General features: G+C 34.9%; 2 protein-coding genes. Both read right to left on the reverse strand.

The window, feature by feature from the left end; all coding sequences use genetic code 11:
* Positions 1-209 precede the first annotated feature (209 nt).
* Positions 210-14,081: an SDR family NAD(P)-dependent oxidoreductase gene (locus ACYEKI_RS15735; protein ID WP_459212155.1), complete on the reverse strand. Its 13,872-nt coding sequence runs from the start codon at positions 14,079-14,081 to the stop codon at positions 210-212.
* A gap of 59 nt (positions 14,082-14,140) precedes the next feature.
* Entirely contained in the window at positions 14,141-15,379 is a 1,239-nt protein-coding gene (locus tag ACYEKI_RS15740) for a hypothetical protein (protein WP_459212156.1), read from the reverse strand.
* Positions 15,380-15,398: the final 19 nt, after the last annotated feature.

Here is a 15,398-nt window from a genome sequence, read left to right on the forward strand (position 1 = left end):
ATTGTTTAATTGAAATGAGTAGCTTATTTATAAAACTGATATAACAATCGCCTCAATCAACTTCAGTATTTCTGATTTTTATGTTACCCTTAACCATGTGAAAAACATATCATATCTGTTAAGGTTATTAAAATGATTGTTTGTGTTTAATGGAGTTTCGTATTACTCGGCGTTTTCTTAATTCAAATTATCTATCGACTATAGATATTCTATGCATTAATCTCTTCCAGCTGATCTACTGCTTTTCTATTCTGGTTTACATTTGATGTATTTAACGCTCTTACATAAAAATCTTTGATCCTAACCAGCACATCACCTTTATCATTAAGCATCTTTATTGTAAATTTTTTGATCCCTGTTTGAAGTCTTTCTTCATCAACCCCTGATGGTTCTACATATGCGTAACAGATATGAGATAATGGCCTTAAAATTTCAATTTCGTCAATAGCAAAAGGTAAGTGTGGAATTGAAGGTTCTTTTTGCCCCATTAGCCCTGCGACAGTTTGTAAAGCTCCATCAATTAAAGATGGATGTAATACATAGTGATCTGCATCTTTAATTAAACAATTAGAAAGCTTCAATTTTGATATAGCAAAAGAATTACCTATATAAAATTCTTGGATAGTTCTAAACGTTTTTCCATATGTAAAACCTACTTTATCAAAAACAGCATAATAATCTTCTGTATTTCGATTTACCGAACATTGCTCTTTCAGTTTTTGTATTGGTATATTTTCGATTCCATTAACAAAACTTCCTCCATTTTGAAAATATAATTTCCCTTCTGAATGTAGTAATGGTTCACCTTCATAATCAATTGAGGTAATTTTAAATTCTGTCCCTTCTCCAATTGATTTTAATGATGTTTGCACACATAGTGTTCCATTTTCAAAACTTAAAGGATGAGCCCATACGATATCTCTTATCTTACAAACCTTTTGCTCTCCTGCCAGAGATCCTGCAATATTTGCCATTTCAATAAATCCAGAACCAGGAAATATCTTAGTTCCATTTACCTGATGATCCAATGCATAAAATTCTTTATCCGACAACCACGAACTAAAACGAATTTCCTTTAGTGTAGATGAATTGTAGGAAATCAATGGGTGTAGCTGTTCCTTTTTTAAAGAGGATTCTGTTTTTTTATCTTCTCTTACCCGATCAGATACCCAATGTCTTTCTTTAGCAAAAGGGTAAGTAGGTAGCGAAATTTTAAGTGGTGTATGATTTTTGTACAAATCTCCCCAGTCAATCACTTCTCCTGTCACCCATAAATATGCCAGTTGATTAAGTCTTCCTTTTTCAAATAAATCTCTATGCGCTTTTTGTTTATCACCAAAGTTCTTTCTACCTTGACGAATAGTTACTTTTCCTTTATATAATTGAGCATTCTCTTCTTCACAATTCCAGTTTTCTAATTTATCCTTAAGATCTTCCTTATCTGAAACTATTATTGCTAATCTCTCAGACATGGCTTCACGCCCTACTTGTAAAGTAAAAGATAGATCCGTAAGATTGAGTTGATTCTCTTCTTTTAGATAATCATTCAACTGGTTGGTATATCTTTTTAAGGCTTCTTGATTCCTGGCCGAAAGAACAATCAAATGTGGCCCTTTCTTCTGGATTTCTTTCTGTTCATTTTTCTTTTCATACTCTTCTATTAGGAGGCAGGCATTTACTCCTCCTGCTCCAAACGAGTTAATCAACGCTCTTCTAGGATAATCCGATACTGGTTCCCATGGAGCTAACTGGTGTTGCAGGTAAAAAGGTGTTTCTTCGAAATTAATGTTAGGATTTATATCTTCAGAATTTATGGTGGGTACCAATTGCCTGTGTTTCATCTGCAGTAGAACTTTTGCTACTCCAGCTATACCAGCTGCAGACTCCGGGTGTCCAATATTTGCTTTAACCGATCCAATTGGTATATTTAACTTTTGATTAGTCTGTTTTTTGAAAGCATTGGTTAATGCTACTATTTCCAGGCTATCTCCTAATTGTGTTCCCGTACCATGCCCTTCTATATAACTAATCGTTTCGGGACTTATACTTGCTTTTTGAAATGTTTGTTCTATCAGATTAGCTTGTGCATTTGGGTTAGGAGCAGAATAACCATTAGATCTCCCACTATGATCATATGCACTTCCTTTCAGTGTTGCGTATATATGATCACCATCTTTGATAGCTTCGCTAAGTGGTTTAAGTAGAATAGATCCTATCCCTTCTCCTGGGATAAAACCATCTCCTCCAGCTCCATAGCTATGACATTTTCCTGCCTGAGATATCATTCTACTTTTACATAATGAATGGTATTTGGAAGGATGTAAGTATAAGTTTACTCCTCCGGCAACTGCAAGTTTACATTCTTCTTTTCTTAAACTCTCACAAGCAAGATGAATTGCTACCGAAGAGGAAGAGCATGCGGTATCTACAGGCATACTCGGCCCATTAAAATCGAATAAGTAAGAAACTCTGTTGGCTATTGACCACGGATGCGCACTCGGCACGGCATTCCCTTTACTCCATTCTTCTGATGCCAATAAATTATAGGTATTTGTGGTTACCCCTACAAAAACTCCAACATTAGCACTTTTGTCTTTAGGGTGTTGTCTTTTTAAGCTTTCTCTAGTATATCCTGCATCTTCGATTGTGGCCCAAACGGATTGCAGGAATAATCTTTCCTGAGGATCCATTATCTTTGCTTCTTCCTGAGAAATATTGAAAAACTGAGGATCGAATTTATCCACATCTGCTACAAATCCACCCCACTTGGCATAAATTTTTCCTTCTGTAGCTTTTTCAGGATCTTCATGATAGAAATCTTCATAATTCCACCTGTCTTTTGGAATAAATTCGGTTACATCCTTACCTTGTTTAAGGTTTTCCCAGTACTTATTCAAATCTCCTGACTGAGGATAGTGTCCATGTATCCCAATGATTGCGATAGACTCAGGTTCTTTATTAGTAATAGATTGAGTTACTTTACCGTTAAATTCCACATTATTTTCTTGAAGTGACACTTCCTTAATAATTACATTCTCTTGATCTACATTTGTATTTTGTAATTGGTTTTCATATGATTCTATATTCAGGAACCTAATTAATGTTTCCTGTTTTTCCTTAAGTAGATATAAAACCAATTCATCTATATTGGAATATTCATAAAACAAGGTTTTTGATAGAGCTCCTAGGTCTTTTTCTAAACTGGTATTTATCTGACTAATTATAATGGAATCTATACCAAATGACTCAAAATTCTCAAAAGAATCTATACGCTCTGGATCCAATTTGATTTCAGTTCCTATAATATCTTTTAAATATGTTTCTGTTTTTTTCAGAAGGATATCTTCTCCTATTTTACTGACTTTAAAAGATTCATTTTCTTCTGTAGATTCAGTTACCTGTCCCATATACTTTTTAATCCTGGACGCGAACCCATAAAGTGGTATACCTTGCAGCACATCTGATAAAAGGAATTCCTCCATAAATTCAATACCACTCGTTAATGGTATAGGACATAGACCTGACTGCTTTTGTATCAGCGCTACTTCTTCATCAGAAATATGCATACCTCCTTCTTCCCAGTAGGGCCAATTAATGGACAATGTTTTACCTTTTCGTTTGTTTTCTTGTACAAGATTTGCTCTTATTTTTGCATAAGAATCCTGGAAATGGTTACCATATGCATAATCCGATTGCCCTATATTACCTGTTACTCCCGCAATGGATGAGAACATTATAAAAATATCCAAGTCTTCATTCTTTGTGGCTATATCCAGATTAATAGTTCCATAAACTTTGGATGCCAATACCTGATTTATTTCTTCTTTGGTTTTTTTAATGATAAATGAGTCTTTATTAACTCCCGCACTATGCAGTACTCCGTTGATTTGCAAAAATTTAGCTTTTGCAGTTTCAACAACCGTTTGCATATCTTCTATTTTAGAAGCATCTGCTTTCAGGTAAAGAATTTTGGTACCATAAGCCCTAAGTTTGTTTAGTTTTTCTTCTTTTGCTTCATTTATGGTTGATCGACCAAAAAGAATAAGGTTACATCCATAATTTTTCACCAAGTATTCACTAAAAACCAATCCTAAACCGCCTAAACCTCCAGATACAATATAAACTCCATTTTGTTTTATTGGCAACTGATCTTTAGTATTCTTTATTGATTCAAGTTCTTTTAATTCTTTTGTATATCTATGATAAATTTGCTGTTCTTTTTTAAAACTATATTGTATTTCTTTATCGTTCCAATTTTCATCATTGAATTCGTTCTCAAGAATTTCAATTTTTTTGGCAACAGAAGGTTGATTATTTTCAATTCCTCCGAGAATTTCAATGGTTTTTGCCTGGTAGTATGGATTCTCCAAAGTCAATGTTTTGAAAAAACCGCTTAGCGCTTTATTAAACGGACTGGACATTTTGGTCATACTTGAAAAGATAGATATCACCTGGCATAGACTCTGCTTTTTTTGTTTCATTAATATTTTACACAAGTTAAAAAGTGCATATATGCCATTATTGAGTGTTGGAGTTACAATTTCTCCACATTCCTGATCTTCCAGAGCTTCTCCCTGATGTACTATACGGTAAGGCACTTGATCTTTTCTGCTAAGAATTTCTATCAATTGTTGGTAGTGTTCTTCTTCCTGGGGATTAATTGTATAAACAGACGGTTTTATCTCTTCAAAAGCCTCTCCCGGTTTCACCAAAATGTACTTATCCCTTTCTAAATGTCTTTCTTGCTCTTTTAAATTTAGAAACAGTTTTTCTGAAGTGTCTAGAATTATAACAACCCTTCCATTTGAAGATTTTGGATCAATCTTTTTAAGGGTACGTTCAACCCAGATCGGTGAGTAATATAATTTTGACTTAATCTCCTCTGTTATATTTGACAGATCATTGTCTTGTTTTATAGACGGATTAACATTGGGAGTTACAACTGGTTTATCTATCCAATAACGTTCTCTTGCAAAGGGATATGTTGGTAGTGAAATACGCTGAGGATATTGATTCTGGTATAACTGAGACCAATCTACCTCTGCTCCGGAAATCCAGAGTTTGGATAATTTTTCCAGGTTATGAGAATCCATTATAACTTTGAGATATGCTTTTCCTTCTTCCCCCTCTAATAAACTACTTGTATCAGAAGACGCATTTTTGATATTACCCTGGTATACTCCTTCAAATTCATCTTCTTCTATCTTTCCAGGTTCCTCTGTATTCTTTCTTTTTTGAGTATATACCCATTTCTCCAGTTTTTCAAGTAATTCACTAATACCAGAGCAGATAATAGCGAGGCGTTCGTTCATTGGGGTTCTACCCACCTGCAGGGTATATATGATTTCTATAAGTGATAAGCCTTCATTTTTTTTGAGGAAATCCACCATTCTTTCTGCATATTCCAATAACCTTTTTTGATTTTTTGCAGAAAGTGTAAACGCCTGCGGAGTTTCCTGATGATGTTCAAGTGATGGAGAATTCACAGGAATGTATTCTTCTATGATCACATGTGCATTTGCTCCTCCTGCTCCAAAGGAACTAATACCCGCTCGTCTTGGGTATTGATCCTGACTAGCCCAGGGTTCCAGTTTTTGCTGTACATAAAATGGCGATGTATTAAAATCGATATTAGGATTAAGATGAGTCGAGTGCAAAGAAGGTACTAGTTCTTGATGTTTCAGTTGTAACAATACTTTTGTTACTGCTGCTATCCCTGCTGCTGACTCCAGGTGTCCAATATTTGATTTAACAGATCCTATTGAGCATGACTGTTCTTTTATTTCAGATTCTCCAAAAGCCTTTTTCAATCCGGTAATTTCTATTGGATCTCCTAATGCAGTTCCTGTCCCGTGTGTTTCTAAATAGCTAAAGGTCTCGGGATCTATATTCGCTTTTTTGAGTGATTCTTTTATTAACTCCCCTTGTGCATTAGGATTGGGTACCGAATACCCATTAGTTTTTCCTCCATGATTAATAACACTGGATTTTACAACTCCATATATATGATCCCCATCTTCAATAGCTTTATCAAGTGATTTGAGCAAAACAGCCCCTACCCCTTCTCCTGCAACATATCCGTCTCCTCCTTCTCCAAAACTTCGACATCTCCCTTCACTGGCTGCAAAATTCCCTTGACTCAGAATCAGGTATTTGTGAGGATGTATTGATACATTGACTCCACCCGCTATAGCGGCTACTATTTCTCCTTTTCGAATTTCTTCACAGGCTTGATGAATAGCCGTAAGTGATGAAGAACACATCGTATCCAATGCTATACTTGGACCATGTAAATCCAAGAAATAAGAAACTCTATTTGCAATTGAAGCATATGATGATCCGGGAACCACACTATTACCAGCAAGCATAGCTTCAGCTCCGTAAAGTTGATATTGTCCGTACATTACTCCGACATATACCCCTACTTTTCCGAGAGAAGAGATTCCTTGTTTACTATAACCAGCATCTTCTATGGCTTGCCAAGCAGTTTCGATAAAAAGTCGTTCCTGAGGATCCATTAATTCAGCCTCTCTGGGCGAAATATTAAAAAACAACGGATCAAATTTATCTACGTCGGAAATAAACCCTCCCCACTTACTATAACTCTTTCCTGGCTGATTTCGTTGAGGATCAAAAAACTGATCTAAGTTCCATCTTTCGTTTGGTATTTCGGTAATACAATCTTTTCCATTTTTCAGGTTTTCCCAAAATGCTTCTACATTCTCCGAAAGTGGGTACTTTCCTCCCAAGCCTACAATAGCTACCTCTTTCTCTTTATATTTTTCTTTTGGAACGAAGCGATTATCTATTCGCAAAGGAGAAACTTGTTGTTTATCGTTTTTTAAGGTAACAGTTGGTAATTTTATAGATGAATTGACAGCTTGTTTTGCCCCTAGCTGCTTTTGAATAATTTCTGGATAGGTTTTAGCGAAAAAAGCTCCTAAACTTTTTATCGTTTGGTATTCAAAAAACAAAGTCTTGGAAAGAGATCCGAAGGTTTCTTCCAGCATGCTCGTTAATTTCATGGCCAGAATAGAATCAATACCATAATTTTCTAAAGCAGCTTTGGGATTCAGTTTGTGTACTGGAAGCTTTAAGACTCCTGCAAACTGCTTACGAAGATATTCTATAGTTTTGTCTAAAAGAATATTTTGGTCTACCAGTAAAGCTGTAGTTACTTCTTCGTTGATTTCATCTGGGGTCAATTTTGACTCATATTCCGCTTCTTTAACTCCATCCAATACAATAGTACGCATCTTATTGATCTCACCTTCCACCACTAGAACCTGACTGCTTTTTAAGGTCATACTTCTATAAAAGGCATCAATACCAGATTTGGTTTGCATCGGTACTATTCCTGTTAGTTGTTGCAACATATCAATATTATCCTGATCGATGGTGAGATGCCCTTCTTGCCATAATGGCCAATTGATAGACAACGTAAAACCACGTCTGAGATTTTGATCAACCAAATGATTTCTGTAATCTGCGTATTGATCCATAAAGGCATTTGCAGTAGCATAATCTGCTTGTCCCAAATTGCCCATTGCGGCAGATAATGAAGAAAATAAAACCATAAAATCAAGTTTTATGTCCTTACTTGCCTGATCTAAGTTATAAGTTCCTGTAACTTTTGGGATTAGTACTTTATTAAATTCTGCTTTAGTTTTCTTAAGGATATAATTATCAGCTATCATCCCGGCACTATGAATAATACCATTAAGCTGTTTATTCTCTTTTATGATAGTATTTAATAATGCTTTGACTTCATCCGAATTACTTACGTCCAGTTTTTTATAAATTACCTGATCTGTTCCATCAGATAGTTTATTAATTATTTCTTGTTTTTCTTTAGTAAGTTCTGAGCGACCTGTAACAATTATCTTAACTCCTTTAGTTTCTTCTAAAATTTCCTCAGCAAATATTCTTCCTAAGGCACCCAGTCCTCCTGTAATTAAATAAACACCTTGATCTTTAAATACTGGTGTAGAAATATCTCTGGTACTTTCTATTTCCTTCCATTGTAAAGTAAATGGGATATTGTTTTCATATCTGATACAAGATTCTTCCGGTATAGTTGCTGCTTTTTGTAATTGATCAATCAACTCTTCTGTTTGTATACCTGGTTTGGTAAGAACAATTTGCCCAAGTATCATAGGATTTTCCTGAGTTGCTGTCTTAAGTATACCTTGCAATCCTGAAAACAACTTATGTTCTTCATCATTGGTTATGACAATTTGGATAAGTTTCTTTTCTCCTGAATTTTCTTTTATTACATCTTTTACAAACTCAAAACATTGTAATGCAAATTCATTATAACGCTCTGCTACATTTTTTTGCGAAGTTTTCAACTTTTTACAATGGGTATTTGCTAATACCGTTTCAACCTGATCAACTTCTACTCCTGGTATTTCACATAAAATGATGTGTTTTTGTATAACCTCCTCAACTTGATTTGTATCCGATATTCGTGTTTTTTCATATGCTTCCCATGTAGGTTCGGCTAATAACGTTTTTACATCTTTATTAGTTTTTTCAATAGTGTTAACCGACAATTGCCTGGAAGACAATCCTCTCATTTCTATACACACATTGCCTTCCTGATCGTACCAATCAATATCCAGCTTGGTAATAGGACTATCTGGTTCAATTCCTTTGGAGTAGCGAATCCAAGCAAACATTTCTTCCGTACTCCCAGTAATGATACGTATTGAATCGAGAGAAAACGGGATAGAAGGTTGTAATGCAAGGTTATCCAGATCATCGATCAGACCTATCGCAGCTTGTAAAGCACTATCCAATATACTTGGATGTAGCAAGTAATCATTTTTATCTTCCTTTAAAACAGAAGGAAACTGTAATTGTGCCAAGAGTTGTCTTTCTCCTCTATGTATTTTTGTAACCCCTTTATAAGATTGGCCATAGACAAATCCCATACTTGTTAATTTGGCGTACAGATTTTCTGCCTCCAAATTGTCTTTGCCCATTTGTTCTTTGAGTTGTTTTATATCTATTTTCTGAGGCAAAGGATACTCAATGTAGCTAGCTATTCCCAGACAATGATTTATTTCTTGTTCATTATCAATACTATAAACTTCGTATTGTACCTGATTATCACCTTTAACTACGAGCTCGACATCTACTTGTCTATCTTCAGTTACAATAAGAGCCTGAGTCCAGGCAGTATTCCGAAATTCCCAAATACCTGTTTCAGCCTTAAAAGGAACTGCTTTTTCTACAGCAGCCCGAACCATCTCCAGATATGCTACCGCCGGCAGAACTTTATTCGTTAAATCTTTATTGATCTTTATCCGATGATCTGCCAGAAAAAACTCTTCGCCACTAAAAGTTGAACTATAACGCTGCCTACTTAGGTCCGATGTATTACTATGTAATAAAGGATGAAGAACAGATGTACTGCTATTTTTCAATGTACTTTTTCCATCCTTTTTATAATCAAGCCAATATCGGTCTTTCGCAAATGGATATACAGGTAAGCTTATTTTGTTAGGCCTGGTTTCAGTATAAAACTTGCTCCAATCCAGATTCCATCCTTTGGTCCAGAGATCTAACAGTTTAGCGTACTTTTTTTGGATGATCCATTTATCAACAGTATGTTCAAAATCTTCATCTGCACTAAACAGAGATAAAGTATCTTTATCCTCTGCATTATGATAACAATTTTCTATATCTTCTTTTCCTTCAATATAGGCTTGTAGTTTTTCAAGGAGTTCTTCAATAGAACTTACCATAAAACCTAATCGCATACCCATATTTTCTCTTCCTACTTGTAAGGTATATGCTATTTGGGTAAGTTCGACAGGTTTATTTTCCTTCTTTTCTTCTTCATTTACATCCTCAAGAAACTTAACCAGATCAAGAGCTTTTTGTTTGAGCTGATCTTTCGTCCTTGCGGACAAAGGAATAATAGCTTTTAAGTCAACTTCAGGAGTTACTGAAGAACCTACTGGCACATACTCCTGAATAAGCATATGTGCATTCGCTCCTCCAGCACCAAAAGATGAAATACCTGCTAATCTGGGCTGTTGTTTATTATCAATTATAGGTTGTTCCCAATCTTTTAATGTTTGATTAACTATAAATGGTGTATGTTGGAAATCTATATTCGGGTTTAATTTTTTAGAATGTAACGATGGGACTATTTTTTTGTGTTTTAACTGTAATAAAACTTTGGTTAACCCTGCAATACCTGCTGCTGATTCGCAATGTCCTATGTTAGACTTAGCAGATCCAATTAAACAAAAACCGGTTTCTGATGTTTTTTCCTGAAATGCCTTGCTTAAAGCTGCAATTTCAATAGGGTCTCCTAATTTGGTTCCTGTACCGTGTGCTTCTATATAGCTTACCTGTTTTGGGTGCGTATTTGTTTCTTTTAGTACGTTAGCAATAACATCGGATTGTGCTTTGGGATTAGGAACACTATATCCATTCGTTTTTCCTCCATGGTTAAGAGCACTTCCTGTGATAATTCCGTAGATATGATCTCCATCCCTTTCTGCATCAGATAGTCTTTTTAGTATTACTACTCCTACGCCTTCTCCCGGAATATAGCCTTCGCCTCCTTCACCAAAACTTTGACAATGACCATCACTAGATATATATTGTCCAGAGCTGATTACCAGGTATTTGTTAGGATGAATACTTATATTAACTCCTCCAGCTATCCCCATACTGGTTCTTCCCAATTTTAAGTCCTGACAAGCGAGATGAATTGCAGTAAGAGAAGATGAACACATAGAATCAACTGTCATACTTGGTCCGTGCAGGTTCAATGCATAAGAAACCCGATTAGCAATACTTGCATAACTCCCAGGGACTCCGATACGTTGACCATTGTTACTTGCTTCAATACCATACAATTGATATTCACTATACATCACTCCAGCATATACTCCTATTTGACCTGCTTGTCCAAATTTATCAGGAATTTGCAGAGTAGCCCTTGTATATCCTGCATCTTCCATAGCCATCCAAGCGTGTTGTAGAAATAATCGTTCCTGTGGATCCAAAATCTCTGCTTCCAATGGAGATATATTAAAAAATAAAGGATCAAATTCATCAACTCCTTCAATAAACCCTCCCCATTTACTATAATGATATCCACCTTTACTACGATCTTCATTATAAAATTCTCTCCAATCCCAGCGATCTTTTGGTACTTCTGTAATACAGTCCTTGCCGTTTCTTAATATATCCCAATATGCAGCAATATCCTCAGCTTCAGGATAACGTCCACTTAGACCTATAATAGCAATAGGATCGTTTTCGATTTTGTTATTATCATTTGACAAAGTTTTTGCGAATCGCTTACGCTCTATCATTTTGGAACGAATTGGTTTAACCGAAATGTCGTTTTCATATACTTTTGTCGATTGATTACTTTTTTTCTGGCCATTTTTTGAGTTCTCGGCTCCAAAAAGCTGTGTTAATTTTGTCGAGTGCGATTTTACAAAATAGCCTGTAAGTTCTTTAATCGTTTGATATTCAAAAAATAAAGTTTTGGGTAATGATCCAAAAGTTATTTCTAACTTATTGGTGAGTTCCATTGCCAGAATCGAATCAATACCATATTTTTCAAAAGGAGCTCGTGGATCTATTTTATGAGAAGGAAGCTTAAACAGCTCCGACAACTGCTTTTTAATATATTCCTGCGTTTTCTCTACTAAGTTACTACCATTCACTTTTATTTCAGGAGCTTCTATTTTTGGTGTAACATCAATAGGAGCTATGGTATTTTCAATATTTTTTATCAATAAAGATTTACGTAGTTTTACCAAATCTCCCTCTACAATTAGTAATTGATTTTGTGGTAATTCCAAACTACTATAAAATCCATGCATTCCATTCTTGGTATGCATTGGTTTCATACCAGTGTTTTCTTGTAATAATTTCAGCTTAGCTGAATCAATTTTCATTCCTCCTTCAGCCCATAAAGGCCAGTTAACAGCTATTGTTTTACCATATCGTCGTTTCTCTTGTCCTAAACGATTACGGTAAAGAGCGAACTGATCCATAAACCCATTGGCCACTGTATAATCCGATTGACCAATATTACCTGTAACGGATGAAATAGATGAAAACAAAACAAAGAAATCAAGATCCATATCTTTACTTGCTTCATCCAAGTTATATGTCCCTAGTACTTTAGGAGTTAATACATTAGTAAACTCTTCAGTAGTTTTTTTCAATATAAAATTGTCTGATACTACTCCCGCAGTATGGATAATACCATTAAGGTTTTTGTGTTCTTCTTTTATCGAAGTAATAATTTCTTTTACTTTAATTAGATTCGTAATATCTAACTGGTGATATACCAGTTGACCAGATCTAGCTTCTATATCATCAATTATTGTTTGTTTTTCGGGAGTAATTCCTGATCTCCCGGTCACAATAATTTTGGCATTGAAAGTTTGTTTCAGTATTTCATTTATAAGTAAAACTCCCAGGTTGCCAAGTCCTCCAGTAATTACATACACCCCATTATCCTTGAAGGTTATTCTTTGCTTGTTATGTTTAATCGAAATTTCCTCCCAACCTAAAACCTTACGAATGCCTTTTTCATATTTTATACAGGTATCCTGTATTCTGTTTCGATTTTGCTGTAATAATACAGCCAATTCTTTTTCTGATATACTTGAATGAGATATTATACATTGACCTGTTAAACCAGGGTTTTCAAGAGTTGTAGTTTTTAGTAAAGAAGAAAGTCCTAATAAAACAGATCCCTCCAGATTGCCTGGTATAACAATTTGTATATGTGTTTTATTCTTAGATTGATTAGTTAATATTTTACGAATTTGTTCAAAACAAACTTGCGCATATGCACTGAATCGCTCAGCTATATTCTTTTGATTATTTTCCTGAAAATAGATTACTTCACTATTTGGAAGTAGCATTTCTATTTGTCCCTTCTTTATCCCAGGTATTTCAAATAGAAAAATATATCGTTGATCTGGTGTATTCGTATTGAAGGTATTAATAGTATTAACATCAACTGTTTCTTGCCAAACAGGAGCAGCTAATAAAACGCCATTTTTGGTAACTGAAGCCTTATTACTATCAAAATCTTCGCGGATCAAACGAGAAGAAAATCCTCTCATTTGTATAGCTACATTACCATTTTGATCACATAAATCTATATCCAGCTTGATAATTTTATCAGTAGAGTTATTTTCTTCCGCATATCGTACCCAGGCATACATTTCTTTGGTACAATTCGAATAAATTCTCAACGATTCCATAGCAAATGGAATAGATGTTTGTTCGGGAATAACATCCAATTTTCCATACAGACCTATGGCAGCTTGTAAAGCACTATCTAATATCCCCGGATGTAACTGATAATCATTAAACTCTTTGCCAGCAACCTGAGATAAATCCAACTGAGCCAAAACTTCTTCATTACCCTGATAAATTGTTTTAATTCCCTGAAAATTTGAACCATAATCCAATCCTAATTTGGAATATGTGTTGTAAACTTCTTTAGGGGCTAACTTCCCTTTATTTGTTTTACTTTTAAGATGCTCTATATCTACCTTTACCGGCAATTGATTATCGATCCATACTGCCTCTCCCTGACAATGAATAACCTCCTTAACATCTCCTTTTTTACTAATTTCGGAACTATAAACTTCGTATTGTATCTGCTCTCTATCTAATTCATCTTTATCAGCAAATAGTGCTATAGTTACTTCTTTGGCTTCATTTACGATGATGGGTTGAGCCCATATTACATTATTCAACTCTATGGCTTTTCCTTTTATAAAAGGCATCGCTTTTCTGGTAGCTGCCTGAGCCATTTCCAAATACGCTACTCCTGGTAGCATTTTTTGTCCTTTAACTTTATGATCTTCCAAAAAGAATTCATTTCCATTAAAGGTAGTACTAAAACTTTGCTGACTTATATCAGACGTATTTACATGTAGTAAAGGATGTATCTCTCCGGAGTTATTCTGGTTTGTTGAACGATGACTGAATTGCCTGATAAGATCTAGGGCATTTACTTTTGATAGTCTCTTACTTTTTAATTCTAAAACGACATATTCTATGAAATCAATCATTATGGTGCTGGCTATGGATTATAGGTTTTAAGATGTTGTTGAAAACATTTTCAACTTTATTAGTGGAAGGTTGCTGAAGATATTGGATCTCCAACTTCGCAATGAGATAAAAATTTCTCTCGTTCTACTGTTTTTGTAAAATATATAACAGCCAATTGATCTGGCTTTGCTTTGAATACTACAGCAGCATCCAAAGGAAAAGCATTTTTGGCATCATACAGAGGTAAATGGAATAGTTGCTCACATCCTTTCAGTTCATGGCTTTCTTGAAAATCAGCCCAACTACTTATCAAGCTGAATCTGCTTTGTAAAGTTTCAAAAAACTTAGGAAGTGGTTTTGCAGTAGTTGGGACTGGTAATCCTCCCTGAAAAGCTTTTCTGATATTAACAGGTTGATAACCTGTGTCATCATCAAATAAAAGCCCTCCAGCATAATTACCTGCATGATCATTATCAATATCTTTTATCCAACTTCTTAAGTTAACAGCCATAATACAAATACGGGAATTCGTTACTTTTGCAAAACTTGAACTTAGGATATCGTTAGTTGAAATATAATCGACCCCTGATCCGGAATTTTCTTTTATTTGAGTTTTGACTTGATTGATTCTTTCAGGTTCTACAAAGAATCCATAACTTTTTGTTTTTTTGCCAAAAATAGCTCCTCCTACAAGGTTTAAAATAAAAGGTGCTGAATGAAAAAACTTAAACGATTTTTTCCCTACAATTTCCGTAACTCTATCGGCTGCATCTTGTTTTCTCCTTACTTCTAACAATTCTACAGGCTTATCTGTAAATAACTGATTAAATATTTTGTAATATGTATATCCATCTGCTACCACATGTGAAATAGAAAAAATAAGTGCAAATCCTTTTCCTGTAGAATGCATATCCGGAACTATTGTCAACCTACTAACAAGACCTTGTTTATTAACCAGCTTTCCGCCTTTTTCAACGATAGCCGGTTTAGCTGATTTGAACAATTCTTCATACGCAGTTTCCGAACCAATTTTAATATGGGCAGGACTATCAAAAAAAATACGATCTATTATATCATCAGATATGGGGGTAGATGGATAAGCTAGTTGTAAATTTTTATGTTTCCCATTTTTGACTAATCTCCCGACTAACCAGGTATTATGATTAACAATTTCGTGTAACCTTGAACGAATTGCTTTGGATGCTTGTTCTTTATCTCCTCGATAAAAAGTTATGGTGGTGATCCCATTTTCACCTTTTATGATTGTGGAAGATTCTTCTTTTAACAGAGGTATGATGGTTTCTTTTATATTTTGCATGATCTGTGTCTTTAAATTA

Source organism: Aquimarina rhabdastrellae, assembly GCA_947387485.1.
Classification (GTDB): Bacteria; Bacteroidota; Bacteroidia; order Flavobacteriales; family Flavobacteriaceae; genus Aquimarina.